The organism is Dolichospermum sp. UHCC 0259 (assembly GCF_009711935.1).
GTDB lineage: Bacteria > Cyanobacteriota > Cyanobacteriia > Cyanobacteriales > Nostocaceae > Dolichospermum.
Genome location: NZ_VIKX01000305.1, coordinates 33104 through 51913, shown reverse-complemented (window position 1 = coordinate 51913; position 18810 = coordinate 33104). Strand labels below are relative to the sequence as shown.

The 18810-nt window shown below is 39.5% G+C and carries 18 protein-coding genes, 1 tRNA gene and 1 pseudogene; 11 read left to right on the top strand and 9 right to left on the bottom strand.

Going from position 1 to position 18810, the window contains the following annotated elements; translation table 11 throughout:
• On the top strand, window positions 1-147 hold a 147-nt coding region (locus FJR05_RS24920; RefSeq protein ID WP_168644714.1), incomplete at its 5' end, for a transposase.
• A gap of 33 nt (window positions 148-180) precedes the next feature.
• Here the strand turns inward: FJR05_RS24920 and hsdR are convergent.
• The 7 genes and pseudogenes from hsdR to FJR05_RS24890 all read right to left on the bottom strand — a co-directional run.
• Window positions 181-1751, bottom strand: a pseudogene (gene hsdR / locus FJR05_RS28095) (EcoAI/FtnUII family type I restriction enzme subunit R); the annotation flags it as partial.
• On the bottom strand, window positions 1748-2158 hold the full coding sequence (locus tag FJR05_RS24910) for a type II toxin-antitoxin system VapC family toxin (RefSeq protein WP_168646584.1): 411 nt from the start codon (window positions 2156-2158) through the stop codon (window positions 1748-1750). The pseudogene hsdR and the gene FJR05_RS24910, both read right to left, overlap by 4 nt.
• A complete protein-coding gene (locus FJR05_RS24905) occupies window positions 2149-2373 on the bottom strand; it encodes a hypothetical protein (protein ID WP_168646583.1) in 225 nt (74 codons plus the stop codon). The genes FJR05_RS24910 and FJR05_RS24905 overlap by 10 nt, the downstream gene beginning before the upstream one ends.
• A gap of 189 nt (window positions 2374-2562) precedes the next feature.
• Complete coding sequence (locus tag FJR05_RS24900; protein WP_168646582.1) at window positions 2563-3771, bottom strand: restriction endonuclease subunit S; 1209 nt, start codon at window positions 3769-3771, stop codon at window positions 2563-2565.
• Entirely contained in the window at window positions 3768-4070 is a 303-nt protein-coding gene (locus tag FJR05_RS27485; protein WP_254447091.1) for a hypothetical protein, read from the bottom strand. The genes FJR05_RS24900 and FJR05_RS27485 overlap by 4 nt, the downstream gene beginning before the upstream one ends.
• A complete protein-coding gene (locus tag FJR05_RS24895; RefSeq protein WP_254447089.1) occupies window positions 4037-5290 on the bottom strand; it encodes a class I SAM-dependent DNA methyltransferase in 1254 nt (417 codons plus the stop codon). The genes FJR05_RS27485 and FJR05_RS24895 overlap by 34 nt, the downstream gene beginning before the upstream one ends.
• Before the next feature lie 274 nt (window positions 5291-5564).
• Window positions 5565-5638, bottom strand: a tRNA-Pro gene (locus FJR05_RS24890).
• Between the two features lie 125 nt (window positions 5639-5763).
• Here FJR05_RS24890 and lipA point away from each other — a divergent pair.
• The 5 genes from lipA (at window position 5764) to FJR05_RS24865 (ending at window position 10268) form a co-directional block, all read left to right on the top strand.
• Window positions 5764-6633 (top strand): lipoyl synthase, encoded by an 870-nt coding sequence (gene lipA, locus FJR05_RS24885; protein ID WP_168646581.1) that lies wholly within the window; start codon window positions 5764-5766, stop codon window positions 6631-6633.
• A 73-nt stretch (window positions 6634-6706) separates the two neighbouring features.
• Window positions 6707-7678, top strand: a complete 972-nt coding sequence (locus FJR05_RS24880) for an NAD(P)H-dependent glycerol-3-phosphate dehydrogenase (RefSeq protein ID WP_168646580.1) — start codon at window positions 6707-6709, stop codon at window positions 7676-7678.
• Between the two features lie 560 nt (window positions 7679-8238).
• Complete coding sequence (sigC, locus tag FJR05_RS24875) at window positions 8239-9471, top strand: RNA polymerase sigma factor SigC (protein ID WP_168646579.1); 1233 nt, start codon at window positions 8239-8241, stop codon at window positions 9469-9471.
• 198 nt (window positions 9472-9669) lie between these two features.
• A complete protein-coding gene (locus FJR05_RS24870) occupies window positions 9670-10125 on the top strand; it encodes a Fur family transcriptional regulator (RefSeq protein ID WP_096663223.1) in 456 nt (151 codons plus the stop codon).
• Window positions 10098-10268, top strand: coding sequence for a hypothetical protein (locus tag FJR05_RS24865; RefSeq protein ID WP_168646578.1), 171 nt, complete (start codon window positions 10098-10100; stop codon window positions 10266-10268). Before FJR05_RS24870 ends, FJR05_RS24865 begins: the two co-directional genes overlap by 28 nt.
• A 160-nt stretch (window positions 10269-10428) precedes the next feature.
• On the opposite strand, the gene FJR05_RS24860 is transcribed toward FJR05_RS24865, so the two are convergent.
• Both FJR05_RS24860 and cobN read right to left on the bottom strand, forming a co-directional pair.
• Window positions 10429-11487 (bottom strand): peptidoglycan-binding protein, encoded by a 1059-nt coding sequence (locus FJR05_RS24860; RefSeq protein WP_168646577.1) that lies wholly within the window; start codon window positions 11485-11487, stop codon window positions 10429-10431.
• Window positions 11488-11506: 19 nt separating this feature from the next.
• A complete protein-coding gene (gene cobN, locus FJR05_RS24855; protein ID WP_168646576.1) occupies window positions 11507-15310 on the bottom strand; it encodes a cobaltochelatase subunit CobN in 3804 nt (1267 codons plus the stop codon).
• A gap of 300 nt (window positions 15311-15610) precedes the next feature.
• On the opposite strand from cobN, the gene FJR05_RS24850 reads away from it, so the two are divergent.
• The 5 genes from FJR05_RS24850 to FJR05_RS24830 all read left to right on the top strand — a co-directional run bounded on the left by FJR05_RS24850 (window position 15611) and on the right by FJR05_RS24830 (window position 18795).
• Window positions 15611-16489 carry an Rpn family recombination-promoting nuclease/putative transposase gene (locus tag FJR05_RS24850; RefSeq protein ID WP_168646575.1) on the top strand — a complete coding sequence of 293 codons (879 nt, stop codon included), beginning with the start codon at window positions 15611-15613 and terminating at the stop codon, window positions 16487-16489.
• 125 nt (window positions 16490-16614) lie between these two features.
• On the top strand, window positions 16615-17214 hold the full coding sequence (locus FJR05_RS24845) for a Uma2 family endonuclease (RefSeq protein ID WP_174783849.1): 600 nt from the start codon (window positions 16615-16617) through the stop codon (window positions 17212-17214).
• Between the two features lie 209 nt (window positions 17215-17423).
• The gene (locus FJR05_RS24840; RefSeq protein ID WP_168646574.1) at window positions 17424-17675 is read left to right on the top strand and encodes a hypothetical protein; all 252 of its coding nucleotides are present in this window, start codon (window positions 17424-17426) and stop codon (window positions 17673-17675) included.
• Window positions 17662-18033 carry a type II toxin-antitoxin system VapC family toxin gene (locus FJR05_RS24835; RefSeq protein WP_168646573.1) on the top strand — a complete coding sequence of 124 codons (372 nt, stop codon included), beginning with the start codon at window positions 17662-17664 and terminating at the stop codon, window positions 18031-18033. Before FJR05_RS24840 ends, FJR05_RS24835 begins: the two co-directional genes overlap by 14 nt.
• 93 nt (window positions 18034-18126) lie before the next feature.
• The gene (locus tag FJR05_RS24830) at window positions 18127-18795 is read left to right on the top strand and encodes an N-acetylmannosamine-6-phosphate 2-epimerase (RefSeq protein WP_168646572.1); all 669 of its coding nucleotides are present in this window, start codon (window positions 18127-18129) and stop codon (window positions 18793-18795) included.
• The last annotated feature ends 15 nt before the right edge of the window (window positions 18796-18810 follow it).

Below are 18810 nucleotides of genomic sequence, written 5' to 3'. Positions count from 1 at the left end.
CTCAAAAAGCGATGGGTCGTAGAACGCACTTTCGGCTGGCTGATGGGGTGTCGTCGATTGGTCAGAGATTATGAGTTATTACCGGAAACATCAGAGACTTTTATTTACCTTGCCATGATCCGAATCATGGTGAGGCGATTAGCATAAAATTTTACCCATCAAAACTTTTCAAACACCCTCTAAGACAATATTCCGCACATTGCGAGCATCAACTCCGGTAGAAAGTTTTTGAGAAGTGGTTAAAATAGTGGGAATATTTTTTTCATTATCTTGAAACGTTTTGAGGTGTTGTTCTCCTAATTTGCCATCATTGGCTGTAACTCTGTGGCAATAATTAGGATTATTACTAATTTTCATTTGATTGATTAAATCTCTTACCGCTAGGGCATGATCTTGGTTAGCACAAAATACAATAGTTTTTTGATTTTGATCTATTTCCTCCATGAATAGTTGTACTCGGTAGCGTTCCCGTTCTTGAATTTCAATAATGCGATTAAAATCGGTTTCTGTATAAGTTTTTTCATCATCTATTGCCCCTTCTATGACATCATCATCAGGGCTATAAATATATTCATCTAAAGTAGTTTCTATTTCTCTAACTTTAAAGGGAGTTAAAAACCCATCATTAATCCCATCTTTGAGGGCGTAGATATAAACTGGATCACCAAAATAAGCGTAGGTATCGGCGTTGTGTTCCCGTTTGGGTGTGGCAGTTAGTCCTAATTGTACTGCTGGGGAAAAGTATTCTAAAATTCCTCGCCAGGTGCTTTCGTCTTTTGCTCCTCCTCGGTGACATTCATCAATGATAATAAAGTCGAAAAAGTCGGGGGGATAGTCGTTAAATTTGGGGGTGTTGTCTTCGACTTCGCTCAGACAACTGCTCAGAGAACCGCTTGTTTTAGTCATGAATGTTTGGAAAATTGTAAAGAAGATGCTGCCATTTTTGGGAACTCTCCCCCGTTTTTTGATGGTTTCGGGATCTATGCGAACTAGGGCATCATCAGGAAAGGCGGAAAAGGCGTTAAAGGCTTGGTCTGCAAGAATATTACGATCTATAGTATTCTGGGGCGGCGTGTAGGTTTACCGCTCAAGTTCCATCGGCTTTGGAAGAGTTTCCAGGCTAGTTGGAAAGCGATAAAGGTTTTACCTGTACCTGTGGCCATTGTTAATAAAATTCGGTTTTGTCCTTGGGCGATTCCTACGGAGCGCTTCGCTATCGCTTCTAAAACATATTTGATGGCATTATGTTGATAGTATCGAGCCTCCCATGTACCGCTTTTGTCTTCAAAGGGAATAGCTGCAAAGCGATCGCGCCATTCTCGTTCCCTGGTTTCGGTTTCGACTTCGCTCAACCGCCGGACTTCGCTCAACCACCGGGCTTCCCATAGTTCATGGGGTGTGGGATATTTGTTTATATAACCTTCTTTTCCGGTGTGCATATCTACTTGATAGATGCCAACACCATTGGTAGAGTAAGCAAAGCGAGTTTGTAATTTTTCGGCGTATTTTTTGGCTTGTCCTAAACCTTCCGTGTCGGGTAAGTCGCGTTTTTTGGCTTCGATAACGGCGAGTTTTTCCCCACGATAAACTAATACATAATCGGCGATGTCTGCTTTTGCCCGTTTACTGTTGCCAATTAAACGGCCAGGAGCGATGACTTCTCGACGAATACGGCTATTTTCAACTACTCCCCAACCAGCAGCAGTTAAGGCGGGATCAATTAATTCGGCGCGGGTTTCGGCTTCATTCATAGTCTTTGCTGGTGGTTGGGAATTACCTGAATTAGTCCAGTTTGAAATGCTGTATCGTAAGTGATGACGGGTAAACTTTCTAGTTCTGCTTGAGCCATAATCATACGATCAAAAGGATCTCGATGGGCAATTGGTAGGCTTCCTGCTCTGAGCGCATGGGCTGAAGTCATGGGAAGTTCTACAAATCTTGCCCGATGTAATATCTGTGAATATTCCTCAACGATTTGTTTTGCTTCAGGTAGTTTCCCAATGCGGTATTTAGTCGCAATTTCCCAAGCGGAAACACTGCTAACGAAAATGAGATGATCAGGGTTGCAAATGATGTTTCGACATTCGGTATCAAGTTTTGGGTCATCAAAGAACCACCACAACATGATATGTGTATCAATTAGGTAGTTTATTCCCATTGCTGAAGTTCTTCTTCTGGTAAGGGTTCAAAAAAAGCATCGCTGAGTTTTCCTGTTAGTAATCCAGGGGTACGCGGTTTGATTGTGCTTACCGTGAGAGGTTGAGGAGTTTCCCGATCTAAACCTAAGCGAAAGTGGTGAATTATATCATAAATTTCTGCTAATTTATCTTCAGGAATGTCTCGCAGTTCTTCAACTATCTTCTGTATCAACATAAGTTAAACTCTCTGCTAGTAAGTGTACATTTTTTGTCTGAATCAGGATTTCCAGGATTTGAGGATTTTCAGGATTGATTTCCTCGTTTTCTGTCGGTAATAAATACTATTTTATAATATCAATAAACATCCTGTACATCCTTTAATCCTGAGCATCCTGATTCAGACAAAATATTTTTATCATCTTTTCTATTTTTCCCCTTTATCTGTGGTGAGTTCTCCTGTAAATGCTTTTTGTAAGATGGATTGTTTTAGTTCTTTTAATGCGGCGATTTTTTGGCGGTAGATGTTTTCAAGGCGTTGGGTTTCAGTTAGTAAAGTATCAAGTTTTTCAACAATATTCTTTTGTTCTGAAAGTGGAGGTACTAAAATATTCAGTGATCTGATTCCATCTTTGCGTATTGTTTTTGTAGTAGTACCATTTAACCGTTCATAAATTTGCACCTTCCCAAACCGAGATTCTAAAAAGAAATACAAATAATCACTTTGTATTTGATTTAAGTTGGTTCTTAATAAGAATAGGTTCATAGCCAGTGAACAGGGTCTATCTATAGTTGGCATTAGATAAACTTTTCCTGCATTACCTATTTTGCTTATTATTATCTCTCCACCAAATACTTTGCTTTTGCTAAGAAATTCGTAAGCGTGCTTGTCAATATATTTTAAAGAATTAGTAAATTTGTTCTCGAAGTCTGTACTCCGAACCATATACGCATAACCATCATTATCTAATAATCTAACGTTTCGCTTTAATATTTCATAACTTCCATTTGCATGATAATCAGTTAAAGTATCTAACAAATTGCCCAACTTCTTCTCTTCCCACCCTTCGCCTTTTTGACTAAAAATAGAATTTAGATAACTTTCAAATAGTTCCCGTGCATTGCTGAGGTTTTTTTCAGTGTTGCTTATTGCTGTATCAATCCCCTCAAATGCCTCATCTGCGATCGCTACAATTCTCTTTTGCTCTGGAATAGCAGGAAGATAAAGGCTACGATTCTCCATTGCCTCTTTAGTAACGTGAATCATAGTCGTGCCAACACCTTGTTCTGTTTTGATTCTTTCGGTGTCCCACTCAAACCAATAATATAAATATTTCTTATCAACCTTGTCTAAGTTAAGATTGGTCTTCCAAATATGGTAATGATATATAACCTTTCCACCTTTCCAAATACGCGGGCCAAATGATGCTGACCAAGCATATAGTAGATCGCCATCATCACAATATTTACTATCGTCAAGCTCTAAATTTGAGTAATACCAGGAACGATTTGAAAAGAAATTCCCTACACGGAGAACAGGGTACTTACCTTCATGAAGCAATTCTGCTTTTTTGTAAGCTCTACCGTTGATTAAGTTACATATATCTCCAAGGCGTACAAGTTCCCAATTTTTCATAGTATTTCCCCAATTCCTGCCAAAATCTCTGCACTTTCCAGATCCAAAACTGCAATTTCATCTAAAATTTCCTGCGGTTCTCTTAACCTCAATTCCTCCCCCTTATTGGGATTTTTCACCGATAAATCAAAAGTCTCCTGATCAACATCAGCAACATCTACCAGCCAAGACTTTCCCGACACTGCAAAAGTAGCTTGTAACTCCACAAACTCCCGTAAATCATCATCATTCAGGGAATTAGTTTTCCCCATATTCCGCCCCGGATCTAATTGATAATACCAAATCTTTTTAGTCGCCATTTGTTCATTTGTTCATTTATTGACTTACCTTGATTAAAAATCGGCGTAGTCTGAATCGCGTCTAAAGGTTCTGCTTTTTCAAAAAATAAAACAACAGTTTTCACCCCCGCACCGATAAAAGTCCCACCCGGACAATCTAAAACAGTATGTAAATTACAACTACTCAAAAGCTCTTGACGTAAAGCCCGCGAAGCATTATCAGAATTAGAAAGAAAAGTATTTTTAATTACTATCGCCGCCCTACCACCAACCTTCAACATTTTGATAAAATGCTGCAAAAATAAAAACGCTGTTTCCCCAGTTTTAATATTAAAATTGTTCTGTACTTCCTTCCGTTCCTTACCCCCAAACGGCGGATTTGCTAAAATCACATCAAAACGATCTTTATCTTGAACATCGCTGAGATTTTCCGTTAAAGTATTAGTATGAATAATATTCGGCGCATCAATGCCATGTAAAATCAAATTCATGATGGCAATGACATAAGCTAAACTCTTCTTTTCCTTACCCGTAAAAGTATTTTTCTGGAGAATTTCCAGTTGTTTAGTAGTTAATTTCCCTTGCCGTAAATAGTCGTAACTTTCACATAAAAAACCCGCCGAACCGCAAGCACCATCATAAATTTTTTCCCCAATTTTCGGCTTAACAACCTGAATCATGGCGCGAATTAACGGACGTGGTGTATAGTATTCCCCACCATTACGCCCCGCATTTCCCATATTCTTGATTTTCGCTTCATAGAGATGGGATAACTCATGTTTTTCCTGCTGGGATCTAAATCTTAATTCATCAATATATTCCAAAGCATCCCGCAAACTATAACCACTTTGAAACCTATTTTTAATCTCGCTAAAAATCTCACCAATCTTATATTCTATCGTATCTGGACTAGTAGCCCGTTCCTTAAAACCCTGTAAATATGGAAATAACTTGCGGTTGACATAATCAATCAAATCATCACCAGTTAGCGCATGATTTTGATCTAACTTACCATTTTTATCTTTAGGTGCAGCCCAAACAGACCAACGATGAGTTTCATCAATGATAAACTGATAAGATTCCCCCGTTAACTCCGCTTTTTCTGCCTTTTCCTGTTCTAAATCATCCAAATACTTCAAAAACAGCAGCCAAGAAGTTTGCTCAGTGTAATCTAATTCCGTAGTACAACCTGCCTCTTTCCAGAGAACATCATCAATATTCTTAAAAGTTTGCTCAAACATTTAGCTTTATTCTAGAACTTCTATTATTAATAACTTGACTAAAATTCTACACCTACAAGGTTAAATAAAAATTTAAACCTTTGCTCCTTTGTACCTCTGCGCGTGCCTCTTTCAGAGGAACTATGCCTCCGGCACACTACGTGAACGTTAACGCGCAGCGTGCCGTAGGCATAACATAATTTATACTGCCATTAATTATTGTGTTAATTCAAAAAAACTCAAAATCATCGAGTTGACTTTAAAAACAGCCACTACGACATAATCATGTACAAAATCGGGATGACTGGATTCGAACCAGCGGCCCCTTCGTCCCGAACGAAGTGCGCTACCAAGCTGCGCCACATCCCGCCACAAAAATGGCATTATAAGGACATAATACCACAATCAGTACAAAATCACAAACTTTTTCTCTTCTACAAAGGTCTTTGCTTGCTACCATAAGATTTGTATAACTAAAATGGTAAAAGTAGACTGTGACTGTAAAACCAGACTGGTTGAGAGTGAAAGCGCCTCAATGGGAGCGTGTTGGTAACGTTAAAGAAATTTTGCGGGATTTATCCCTGAATACTGTTTGCGAAGAGGCATCCTGTCCCAATATTGGGGAATGTTTCAACGCGGGTACTGCCACATTTTTGATTATGGGTCCAGCTTGTACCAGGGCTTGTCCTTATTGTGATATTGATTTTGAAAAGAAACCCCAAGCCTTAGATCCCACTGAACCCACACGACTAGCGGAAGCAGTGCGGCGAATGCAGCTTAATCACGTCGTGATTACTTCTGTTAACCGAGACGATTTACCCGATGGTGGTGCATCTCAATTTGTTCACTGTATTAATGCTATTCATGAAGTTTCGCCTCATACAACAATAGAAGTATTAATTCCCGACTTATGCGGTAATTGGCAAGCTTTAGAAATAATTCTCCAAGCTAAACCAGAAGTAATTAACCACAACACAGAAACTATCTCCCGCTTATATCGCCGTGTGCGTCCCCAGGGAAATTACGATCGCACAATGGAATTATTACAACGTTCTCGCCAAATTTCTCCCACCACTTACACCAAATCTGGTATCATGGTTGGTCTAGGTGAAACAGATGCAGAAATTCGCCAAGTTATGGAAGACCTACGAAGAGTAGATTGTGATATTTTGACAATTGGGCAATATCTCCAACCCAGTCAAAAACACTTACAAGTATCTGACTTCGTAACACCAGAACAATTTGCAGCATGGCAAACTTTTGGCGAAGAACTAGGATTTTTACAAGTTGTTTCTTCACCATTGACAAGAAGCTCCTATCATGCAGAGCAAGTCAGAGAATTAATGAAACGTTATCCCAGATAGTCAGTTGTTCGTGGTCAGTGGTCAGTTGTTCTACCCCAATCACCAATCACCAATCACCAATTACCAATTACCAATGACCAATCACCAATTATCAAATTCAAAATCCGTCGTTATTCTTGGTGCAGGGGCTTGGGGTACAGCCCTAGCCAAATTAGCAGCGATTAATGGACATCAGGTGCATTTATGGTCACGTTCTGACTCCCAACCTCTAGAAAAAGTATTAGAGGATAAAAATGCTCAAGTTATCTTATCGGCTATTTCGATGAAAGGGGTGAGAGATGTTGCTTCTAGGGTGCAGTCTTTGTCCCTATCTCCACAGACAATCTTTGTTACCGCAACCAAGGGACTAGAACCACATACTACATACACACCTTCGCAAATTTGGCAAGCAGCTTTTCCTGATCATCCTGTTGTGGTTTTATCAGGGCCAAATTTATCTCAGGAAATTGCCCAGGAATTACCAGCAGCCACAGTCGTAGCTAGTACAAATACCAATGCTGCTCAAACTGTCCAATTGGTATTTTCCTCCAGTCGGTTTCGTGTCTATACTAACCCTGACCCGGTGGGCGTAGAATTAGGAGGAACACTGAAAAATGTGATGGCGATCGCTGCGGGTGTATGTGATGGGTTACACTTAGGCACGAATGCCAAAGCTGCCTTAGTCACTCGCGGACTAACCGAAATGGTGCGAATAGGTCAGACTTTAGGCGCGAAAACGGAAACATTTTATGGTTTATCCGGTCTAGGGGATTTATTAGCAACCTGCAATAGCCCCTTAAGTCGCAATTATCAAGTTGGTTATCAATTAGCCAATGGAAAAACGCTGCAAGGAGTCATGGCAAATCTTCCAGGCACGGCCGAAGGTGTGAACACTTGTCGGGTATTAATGGAAATCGCCCAACAACAAGGCATTGCTATTCCCATTACCGAGCAAGTTTACCAACTGCTGGAAGGAGAAGTAACACCAAGACTGGCATTAGATCAACTAATGTTACGAGATATCAAGCCCGAATTTGATAATTTTCCTACAGAACAAATATGGTAAACAGAGGAGAAATGCTGATAGTGTAAGGTGTCCAATTGAAATTAAACGACTACCGCAAAATCCCTGGAAAAAATTTATCAAATTGTCAGGAAATTACTTTTTGAGTGATGTAAATATAACCATGTAGTTTATAAACATCATCACAACTAGATGTATGTTAATAAACAGTTAAAAAAATAACCGTCAATATCTTTAAAGATGGTAGTATTGACTAGGTAACTCCTAATGAAAACTCTGGCTGAAGATTTACAGAGCTACTTGTTCAAGCACACAACTACTGGTAACGAACAACGCATTAAAAATGTATTTTTTTTAACCTAGTACACTGTGGCGAAAATAACTATCTAGTTAAAACAGTCCAAAAGCTGATAAATTAAGTTTTCTTCTCTTCGATCTGTTTGGATTAGTACAAAGTTTTGCAAAGAATTGTACAGTGAAGTCCAAACTATGTTATTTCATGACGAAATTACGGGAACAATAGCAACAGTTAAACAGTTAATTAGCTGACCGTAATTTTAGCTGACCGTAATCTATTGTTACCTGGAGCCATTTGAGACATCATGCCAGCAACATCTTTTTATAAAAATGCCGCCCACGAAGGGCAAAATCCTAGCCCACCCTTGGATATTGAAATCAATAATGATGATTTGCCAGATTTAGACATGGCTGCTGTTGAGTCTGATTTGGCCTTAGCCGCGCAAACTAGCCGACGTAGCACAGATTTGGTGCGTCTCTATTTGCAAGAAATTGGTCGAGTCCGCTTGTTAGGACGAGATGAAGAAGTTGCTGAAGCCCAAAAAGTACAGCGATACTTAAAGATGCGGTTATTGCTGAGTGCGGCTGCTGCTGAGGGAGACGCTATAATTGCTCCTTATTCGCGGTTAATTGAGGTACAGGAGCGGTTGAAATCAGAATTAGGACACCGTCCTTCTTTGGAAAGATGGGCGACTACTGCGGGGATAAATTTACCTGATCTCAAGCCGACTTTAGCCAATGGCAAAAGACGCTGGGCTGAAATTGCTAATTTAACCGTTGAAGAACTAGAAGAAGTTCAAACTCAAGGGCTACAAGCCAAATCGCACATGATTAAGGCGAATTTGCGCTTGGTGGTATCTGTTGCCAAAAAGTACCAAAATCGGGGTTTGGAATTGTTGGATTTGGTACAAGAAGGGACTTTAGGTTTGGAACGGGCTGTTGAGAAGTTTGATCCTACCAAGGGTTATCGTTTTAGTACCTATGCTTACTGGTGGATTCGTCAAGGTATTACCAGGGCGATCGCTACTTCAAGCCGGACTATTCGCCTCCCTGTCCATATTACCGAAAAGCTTAACAAAATTAAAAAGGCGCAACGGAAAATTGCCCAAGAAAAAGGTCGCACTCCGACTTTGGAAGACCTAGCTATTGAGTTGGATATGACAGCTATCCAAGTCCGGGAAGTGTTATTGAGAGTCCCTCGGTCTGTGTCTTTGGAAACGAAGGTAGGGAAGGATAAAGATACTGAATTGGGAGAATTACTGGAGACTGATACAATTACGCCAGAAGAGATGTTAATGCGAGAATCTTTACATAAGGATTTGCATAATCTTCTTGATGATTTAACCAGTCGAGAACGGGATGTTATCTCGATGCGCTTTGGCTTGTCCGACGGTCATGCTTACTCTTTAGCAGAAATTGGTCGCGCCCTTGATTTATCACGGGAAAGGGTCAGACAGATTGAATCTAAGGCTTTACAAAAACTCCGCCAACCCAAACGTCGTAACCTTATCCGCGACTATCTAGAGTCGTTAAGTTAGAAGGTAATAGGTAATGGGTAATAGGTGATAGGTAATAGGTAATAGGTGATAGGTAATAGACAACTGACAACTGACCACTAACAACTGACCACTGACAACTGACAACCAGTAATTATTCTCAATAAGCAATGATTGTTGCAAATCAAGCCAAATATTTGTTATATTCTCAATTAATGAGCTTTGTTGAGAAAATTTAGTATGACTGTCTACACAACTGGTTCACTTAAAGCAGAATTGAACGACCGAGGTTGGCGTTTAACTCCACAGCGCGAAACAATTCTACACATTTTTCAGGAACTCCCGCAGGGTGAACATTTAAGTGCAGAAGACCTATATCATCGCTTAGAAACTGATGGTGAAGGGATTAGTTTATCAACTATTTATCGCACTTTAAAGTTAATGGCAAGAATGGGGATTTTGCGGGAGTTGGAATTGGGTGAAGGGCATAAACATTATGAAATTAATCAACCTTATCCCCATCACCACCATCACCTCATTTGTGTTCGCTGTAATTCGACTATTGAGTTTAAGAATGACTCAGTTTTAAAGATTGGCGGAAAAACAGCGCAAAAAGAGGGTTTTCATTTATTAGATTGTCAAATGACAATTCATGCTGTGTGTCCTAAGTGTCAAAGAGCGTTGATGCCACTTTAGTAAGGCAAGAGGGAATAGGCAATAGGCAAGAGGTAAGAGTAATTACCAATTATCAATTACTAGCCCAAAGTTTGAAGGATGAATTAAGTCGTGGGGAATCTGATGACATCGAGAAAGCGGGAATTAAAAACTTCCGCTTTTAATATAGCGGTATGCACTTGAATGAGATATAGAATCTACAGTAAAAGCTATCCGGTAAGAGATTCTTACCTCCTGACTCCTGACTCCTGACTCCTGCTATATAGTGGTATGCACTTGAATGAGATACAGAATCTACAGTAAAAGTAATCCGGTAAGAGATTCTTACCTGCTGACTGCTGACTGTTGACTGCTGACTTCTGCTATATCTTTGAGACTGATACCATAAAATTCTTGAGCGCGACTAATTGCTTTTTTAGTATCAGATGCCATCATGCCGTTGATTTGACCTTTATAGAAACCTTTTTCATGTAGTCGTCTTTGGATTTCTAGGGTGGTAAAATTACTTTTGGTGGAGTTCTTAACTAAACTGTGTAACTTAGAACGGGTAGTTTGTCCAGCGAGTCCATTGATTTCTAATTTGTATTGTTTTTGAAAGCGTTTTACAGCATCAACTGTATTAGAACCATAGTAACCATTGGGCTGATTTTGGAGAAATCCGGCGGTGATTAGTTGTGCTTGGAGAATTCTGACAGCTTCACCGCGATCGCCTAAACTAAGTATATCTGGGTGATCTGATTTTTGAGAAGTGGTTGTTTGATTTTCATCGGTGACTGCTGGTAATTTAGCTAATGTAGATTTACCAACGACACCATCAACTGTGAGTTGATAAGCCTTTTGGAATCGTTTTACTGCTTCTTGAGTAATTGGACCAAAAATGCCTGTGGAATTACCATAATAAAAACCGGCGATTTTCAAGCGTTCTTGTAAAACTTTGACATCTGCACCTTCGTCACCTTTGCTGAGGAGATTGGGGTTTTTGCGTTTGTTACTTACGGAAATAATATTATTTGGGGTAGTGGAGGTTATCGGGGCTGTACTGATAACTTGGTCATTGGTGATTTCAATTTGAGATATTTCGTTTTGTTCGATATTGTTGACAGAATCACTGTTATTGGTGGTTTCAACTTGAGATATCCAATTTTGTTCGAGATGGTTTATGGTAGCAGAGGTATCATTTTTTTCTAAGGCGAAAACACTACTCACATTATTCAAAATGGATATAGTGATGATCAAGGGAATGATATATTTCCAGGCACTACCAGAAAAGAGTTGCCAATTTGGTGCGTCGGCTGTTTTAAATAAATGACTGAGGGATATTAACTCGGTGGTTTCTTCGTCTTGATTAGCGAAAGCTAAATGTAAATACGCAAGGTTTTCCATATCCAGTTCCTAAATGAAATTATTTTTCTTCAATAGTTGCTTCCGCCTGATGGACTAAATTGCGGAGGTTTTCGAGGGTTTGTATATTCACATCCTGCCATAAACCGCGTTGGTTTGCTTCTAGTAATCTTTCGGCAATATCGCGTAATGCCCAGGGGTTTTTGTCGTGGATAAATTCACAAACTGTAGGATCTTCTAAATAAGCTTCGACAACACCTTGATACATATAATCTTCGACACATTGGGACGTAGCATCGTAAGCGAAGAGAAAATCTACGGTTGCAGCCATTTCAAATGCACCTTTATATCCATGACGCATGACTCCAGCTATCCATTTAGGATTAACGACGCGGGAACGATAAACTCTGGCAATTTCGGCGCTAAGTTGGCGGATTTTGGGCTGGGATGTGTTGGAATTGTCGCCGAAGTAGGTTTGGGGATTTTTACCTTGGAGGGAACGCACGGCAGCGGTTAAGCCACCCTGAAATTGATAATAATCATCGGAATCGAGTAAATCGTGTTCTCGGTTGTCTTGATTGTGGAGGACGATTTGCATTTGCTTTAAACGTTGTTCAAAGGCTGCGGAATTGGGGACTGGGGACTGGGGACTGGGGATTGGGGATTGGGAATTGGTATTTTCCCCAGAATAAGGGTAAGCACTCCAATTGATGTAAGCTTGGGCTAAATCGTTGTCATCTTGCCAATTTTGGGAGGCAATTAAGCCTTGAAGTCCTGCACCATAAGCCCCTGGTTTTGAACCAAAAACGCGATATTGCGATCGCTCTTGGGCTACTTCTAAAGATAAACCTTCTTGAGTCCATTGTTCCGTTTCTTGACGAACTGTATCTGCAAGGGGATTTTGGTCTGGTGGTTCATCTAAAGCGGAAACGGCTTTCACGGCTTGATCAAATAAAGCGATTAAATTGGGAAAAGCATCTCGGAAAAAGCCGGAAATTCTCAGGGTGACATCCACACGGGGACGACCGACAATTGATAATGGTAAAATTTCAAAATCTACTACTCGTCGCGCTGCACCATCCCAAACGGGTTGAACACCGAGTAAGGCTAAGGCTTCGGCTATATCATCACCACCAGTCCTCATTGTGGCTGTCCCCCATACGGATAAACCCAGGGTTTGGGGATATTCTCCATGTTCTTGGGTGTAGGTTTCAATTAGGGTTTCAGCGGCTTTTCTGCCGATATCCCAGGCGGTTTCTGTGGGAATAGCCCGAATATCAACGGCGTAAAAGTTTTTACCTGTGGGTAGGACTTCGGGGCGGCCGCGGGTAGGTGCGCCAGAAGCACCGCTGGGAACGTATTTACCGTCAAGTCCTCGTAAGAGGTTGGTGGTTTCTTCTGTGGTTTTTCGTAGGGCTGGGAGGAGTTTGTCGCTGATCCAATCTGTAGGGGCGCAGGGCCTGCGCCCAGCGATAACTTCTTCCACTAAACGAGCGGCTTCTATTTCTAGGAGTTCGACGACATCGCCGATGATGCGGCAGGATTTAAGTCTCTCGCAGAGGCGCAGAGACGCGGAGAGGGGGGTTGAGAGGTCATCTGTGAGGGGGTCTATGTCTATTTGCCATTGTTGGGCTATGGCTCTAGTAATGCCGATTGAGTGGCGGTTGGGGATGCGGGCGATCGCTACTATGAGGTCTCGTAGTTGTGTTCCTTGGGGACATTGACCGAATATGTGTAAGCCGTCACGGATTTGGGCTTCTTTGAGTTCGCACAAGTAACCGTCTAGGGAGTTTAAAATTAAGGTTTCAAAGTTGGCGATGTCTTGGGGGTTGGTGATTCCTAAGTCTTTATACAGGTTTTCTTTGATGACGAGTTCTTTTATGCGATCGCCTATTGTTGGTAGTCTGGAAGGATCTAAACTTTCTGCTTCGTAATATTCATCAATTAGGTTTTCTACTTGTTGCAATGGTCCATATAATTCGGCGCGTGTCATTGGTGGTGTGAGGTGATCAATGATTACGGCTTGGGCGCGTCTTTTTGCCTGTGAACCTTCTCCAGGATCATTCACAATAAATGGATATAAATGGGGCATTGGTCCGAAGGCAATTTCTGGATAACAAGTATTAGATAAGGCGACACTTTTTCCGGGTAGCCATTCTAAGTTGCCATGTTTGCCAACATGAACTATGGCATCTGCTTGAAAGGATTCTCGTACCCAATAATAAAAGGCTAAATAATTATGGGTTGGTTCTAAATCGGGGGCATGATAATTTAAACTAGGGTCGAGATCATATCCTCTTGATGGTTGAATGCCGACAAAAACGTTACCAAATTGGATTCCAGAAATGGTGATTGGTGATTGGTGATTGGTGATTGGTGATTGGGAAGAATTTTCTTCACTAATTAATCCCCAACGGTCAATAATTTGTTTTTGGATTATTTCTGGTAGGGTAGAAAAATAGTTTTGATATTCTGCTGCTGACAAACTTTGATTTATTGGTTTCCAGTCTTTTCCTTCTGGATCATTGGTAACGCTAGAGGTGAGAATTTGAATTAATTCGTCCCCAGTTTCGGGAATAGTTCCTAATTCATAACCAGCTAATTTTAAGGCTTTGAGAATTTCTACACAACTGGCGGGAGTGTCCAATCCTACGCCGTTGGCAAGGCGACCGTTGGTGTTGGGGTAATTTGCTAAAATTAGGGCTATGCGGCGTTCTTGGGGTGGTTTGACCCGCAATCGTACCCAGTTTGCAGCTAGTTGGGCGACGAATTGAATGCGATCGCTCACGGGTTCATAAACTACGACATCGGTTTCTAATTTATTATTCCGAGTTTGTAAGGTTTTGAAAGACACAGCCCGACTAATAATTCGCCCATCTACTTCTGGTAATGCCACATTTATGGCAATATCACGGGGTGTTAAACCTTGTGATTCTGATTCCCATTGTTCAACGGAACTAGCACAAAGAATTACTTGCAAAACTGGAACATTTAATTTTTCCCAAAGTTCAGTTTGCGGTGTTTCTGTTTCTAAACTTGCTAGAGAAAAACTGGTAGTATTCATCAATAAGCTAACAGAATGATCATCTTTTGCTGCTAATAATTCACATAATTGATCACTAACACCAGGTTCACGCAATGAAGAAACAAAAACTGGTACAGGTTGTAAATTTTTCTCTATCAAAGCATTACATAAAGCATCAATAACTTTAGTATTTCCTGCTAAATAATGGGCGCGATAAAACAAAATCCCCACTTTAGGCTGATTCTTTCTTTCTTCTTCTTCTTTCTCCTGACTCCTGACTCCTGACTCCTGACTCCTCTTATACAATCCCACGCGGGGAATAGTTTGTGGTGGTGGGGGATTAAATGCTGTTGATAGGGATGTATCAGCGATGAATTGCAAAGCGTTGAGGAAATTTTCTGTACCACCTTCTTGAAAGTATTGCCAAATTTTCTGGACAATTTCTGGAGAAACTGTAGATTTGGAAATTAAATCAAAATCAAGTCCGTCATCTCCTGGCATGACAATGAGGTTTGTACCATTACGGTGTACAATTTCCTGTACCACTTCTAAACCATAAGCCCAGTATGAACTTCCTCCTATGAGACGAAGTACAATGACTTGGGCAGATTCTAAAACCTGTTCACCATAATCATCTATACTTACTTGTTGCTGTAGTTGTAATAAGTTGGCTACCCTGATTTGGGGGAATTGACTAGGTAATTTAGGAACTACAGCCGCTAGGGTTTGAATATCAGTATCGGCTGCTGTAATCAATACGAAAGGGGCAGGAGTTTGTTCAAGGAAAAATAAACCTTCTGATTGATTTAATCCGCCTGGTGTAGCGCTGATTCTGTGCATAATTAGTAATTAATGATGGGAATTTTTAGAGGATATTTGAAAAGTTTTAGGCAATGATAAATCTCTACTACATAAACAAAGTCCACCTGCATGGACTAACGAAAAAATAAGATTTTGAAACTCACGTAGGTGAGTTTTGTCTGTGTAGCCGCGACTTCTAGTCGCCAGGTAGATAATAAATTAAACTTTAAATAAGTCTATAAATAAATTCATCAGTAAATAGTAGTTTAACATTGATAACACTTGGCAAATTTATCAGATCAATTTAAAATCATACCCAGTAATTTATAATAATCCCTGATGGTCAAAAAAGCCGATATCAGCACCAAAAAATTAATCAGTCTCAATCCCGAAAATTGGGTAAAATGGGTAACACAAATCCCCGACATTACTACCGGAGAAATTCTTAATTCCGAATTTCAATGGATAAGCAGAGAAAGTGATGTATTAGTCAAAGCCACCAGTCCCCAGTACGGCGAATTTCTTGTTCTCAATGAGTTACAATTACGGTATAAGTCAGAACTGCCCAAAAGAATGCGGGCTTATACAGCGTTAGCAGAGGAAAAATATGACCTTCCCATATACCCTGTATTAATTAACATTCTCAAAGAAAGTGAAACAGAAATTCCTAAACGCTATGAATCAGAGTTTGCTGGCTTACAAGCGCGACAAGACTATCGAGTGATCAATCTTTGGGAAGTTGATGTAAACATAGCCTTGAGTCAACCTATTCCCGCGCTGCTTCCCTTTGTACCAATTCTCAAAGGTGGTGGAGAAGAATCAACAGTTAGACAAGCATTGCAAATGCTTCGTGCTGATGAAAAATTAAGCCAGTTGGAAACGGTTATGGCTTTTTTTGCTACCTTTGTACTAGATAGCGCCTTAGTTCAACAAATCATGAGGTGGGATATGGCAATATTACAAGAGTCTCCTTGGTATCAACAGATTTTCAGAGAAGGTGAAAAGCGGGGTGAACAGCGGGGCGAAAAACTGGGTGAAAGACGAGCTATACTGTCATCCATTGAACTAAGTTTAGAGATAAAATTTAGTCAAGAAGGTTTACAATTTATGCCCAAAATATCACAGGTTGCTGATTTAGAACAGTTAAAAAACATCCAAAGGAGCATTTTAACTGTGAATGGTCTTGATGAATTGCGGGAATTTATGCAAAGAGATTAAACTTCTGCTTTCACATTAGTATTCCCCCTTCAGTTGGGGGGATAATTGATAACTATCCTGAGTTTAATTAAGTTGCTGAATGAATTATTGTATATATATGTTAAAGTCCTGTGGAGTTAAATCTAATGACACAAATTGCAACCACAAATTTAGAATTAATTCAGCTTTTAGCTAATCATCAGGCTTTGACAGATGAGCAATTTATGTTATTGCAGGAAAATGATAATCTTTATGAATATGTGGACGGAGAGCTAATAATTGTAGCAAATTCAGGTGTAGAATATGGTTATTTAGCTCTGACTCTTGGATATTTTTTAACAGGTTTTGTGCGTGATCATAAACTCGGAATAACTTGTGATTCTAGCACAGCTTTTAAAATGAAAACTGGTAACAAAAGATCCCCTGATCTTGCTTTTATTTCTAAGGAAAGATTGCAAGGTTTAAAACGATTACCCAAGGGGTTTTTTGATGGCGCTCCTAGTTTAGCTGTAGAAATTATTTCTCACAATAACACTTTTGAAGAAATTCATAATAAATTAGTAGAATATTTTGAAAATGGAACTCGTTTAGCATGGGTGATATTGCCAGATGAAGAATGTGTATTAGTTTATCGCAAACCTAAGCCATCCCAGCTTTTGCAATTGGAAGATAGTCTTCATGGAGAAGATGTTATTCCTAATTTTAGTTTGCCTTTGATAGAGTTATTTCAAGAATTATCTTTTTAGATATAAATCTTCAACTATACAACATTTAGAAAATTTAGACTTTGCTGGTAAAATCAAGGAACTAATGGAAATTTTGAGGTTAAAAATTGGGCTTTTTATGTGCTACTTAAACTTAGCAATAAATAAATTAATTCTCCGAACACAGATGCTATAATTGCATTATTCTGTAAATAATTAGGAATTAACCCGCCGTTTTAATGGAGGATTTTATGCAAGTTAAAATTGATTTATCTGATGAGTTAGGAAAGCAACTTTTAGAAATGCCTGATATGCAGCTATTAGTACAGAAAGCTGTGGAAAAAATGTTATTGGAAGAGCAACAAAAACACAGTTCGACACCGCTCACTGTAAAATCATCTCAGTTATTAGTTGATCTAGTTAATGATTTGCCTGAATTTCCAACTTTCAAAAATCAAGATCCGTTAAATTTACAAAGAGCATTACGCGATGAATGGGATTAAGTATTTGTTAGATACAAATATCGTGATTAGGTTGCTTCAACGCAATTTAATAATTTTGAATATTTTAAATGATAGGCAAATTCAAATTGGTGAATGTGCTTATAGTGCAATAACTCGCATGGAGTTATTGAGTTTTCCATCTATAACACCCACAGAAAAAGAAGCTATTGTATTTTTATTAAGTCGTATGACATATTTAACAATTACACCAGCAATTGAAAATGAGACTATCAGTTTTAGATATACTCACAAAACAAAACTGCCTGATTCTATTATTGCTGCAACTACCAAGTATCATAGACTTGAGTTAGTAACGTTAGATAAGAAGTTAGCAAATAAGCTGAAATTAGATAACTGACAGCATGACATGATATTCATCAAATTAATAAACATTAATCCTTTTAGTAAATCCTCCTAATCGCCCAAGTTAACTTACAATTAAAAATAAAACATGACTAATTTACCAAAAGGATTAATTGTTTCCTGTCAAGCGCCTGTAAATTCTCCATTACATGATCCTTATGTAATTGCAGCAATGGCACAAGCCGCTGTGAATAATGGGGCTGTAGCTGTGAGAATTGACACTCCCAGTCACATTCAAGCTGTACGGAAAAAAGTCCAAGTTCCGATTATTGGACTTTGGAAACAAGTAATAACTGGTTCTGATGTTTATATTACACCACAATTTCATCATGCTGTGGCTGTATCTGAAGCAGGTGCAGATATTATTGCCATAGATGCTACTACGAGAAATCGTCCTGGTGATGAAAAGTTGACAGATATTATTACTCTAATTCATCAGCAATTAAATAAGCCAGTTATGGCAGATGTTGATACTTATGAGGCTGCACAATTAGCTGTTAATGCAGGTGCGGATATTGTGGGAACTACTCTTTTTGGTTACACGAAAGAAACTCAAGACTTTTCTCCTCCTGGTTGGGAATTACTCACTAAAATTATAGAAAATCTTGATACTTTTGTGATTTGTGAAGGTGGTGTTTCTTCCCCGGAAATGGCTAGAAAGGCTTTGGATTTAGGCGCTAATGCTGTTGTTGTTGGTGGGGCAATTACTGGGATTGATTTGTTAGTTAAAGCTTATGTAACAGAAGTCAGAAGTTAAGAGGTTTTGACTGGA

Excerpts from the sequence above, each read along its gene's own strand:
- FJR05_RS24910 (WP_168646584.1), bottom strand. The coding sequence starts at position 2,158 with ATGGGAATAAACTACCTAATTGATACACATATCATGTTGTGGTGGTTC.
- FJR05_RS24905 (WP_168646583.1), bottom strand. The coding sequence starts at position 2,373 with ATGTTGATACAGAAGATAGTTGAAGAACTGCGAGACATTCCTGAAGAT.
- FJR05_RS24900 (WP_168646582.1), bottom strand. The coding sequence starts at position 3,771 with ATGAAAAATTGGGAACTTGTACGCCTTGGAGATATATGTAACTTAATC.
- FJR05_RS27485 (WP_254447091.1), bottom strand. The coding sequence starts at position 4,070 with ATGGCGACTAAAAAGATTTGGTATTATCAATTAGATCCGGGGCGGAAT.
- FJR05_RS24895 (WP_254447089.1), bottom strand. The coding sequence starts at position 5,290 with ATGTTTGAGCAAACTTTTAAGAATATTGATGATGTTCTCTGGAAAGAG.
- FJR05_RS24880 (WP_168646580.1), top strand. The coding sequence starts at position 6,707 with ATGACCAATCACCAATTATCAAATTCAAAATCCGTCGTTATTCTTGGT.
- sigC (WP_168646579.1), top strand. The coding sequence starts at position 8,239 with ATGCCAGCAACATCTTTTTATAAAAATGCCGCCCACGAAGGGCAAAAT.
- FJR05_RS24870 (WP_096663223.1), top strand. The coding sequence starts at position 9,670 with ATGACTGTCTACACAACTGGTTCACTTAAAGCAGAATTGAACGACCGA.
- FJR05_RS24860 (WP_168646577.1), bottom strand. The coding sequence starts at position 11,487 with ATGGAAAACCTTGCGTATTTACATTTAGCTTTCGCTAATCAAGACGAA.
- cobN (WP_168646576.1), bottom strand. The coding sequence starts at position 15,310 with ATGCACAGAATCAGCGCTACACCAGGCGGATTAAATCAATCAGAAGGT.
- FJR05_RS24850 (WP_168646575.1), top strand. The coding sequence starts at position 15,611 with ATGGTCAAAAAAGCCGATATCAGCACCAAAAAATTAATCAGTCTCAAT.
- FJR05_RS24845 (WP_174783849.1), top strand. The coding sequence starts at position 16,615 with ATGACACAAATTGCAACCACAAATTTAGAATTAATTCAGCTTTTAGCT.
- FJR05_RS24840 (WP_168646574.1), top strand. The coding sequence starts at position 17,424 with ATGCAAGTTAAAATTGATTTATCTGATGAGTTAGGAAAGCAACTTTTA.
- FJR05_RS24835 (WP_168646573.1), top strand. The coding sequence starts at position 17,662 with ATGAATGGGATTAAGTATTTGTTAGATACAAATATCGTGATTAGGTTG.
- FJR05_RS24830 (WP_168646572.1), top strand. The coding sequence starts at position 18,127 with ATGACTAATTTACCAAAAGGATTAATTGTTTCCTGTCAAGCGCCTGTA.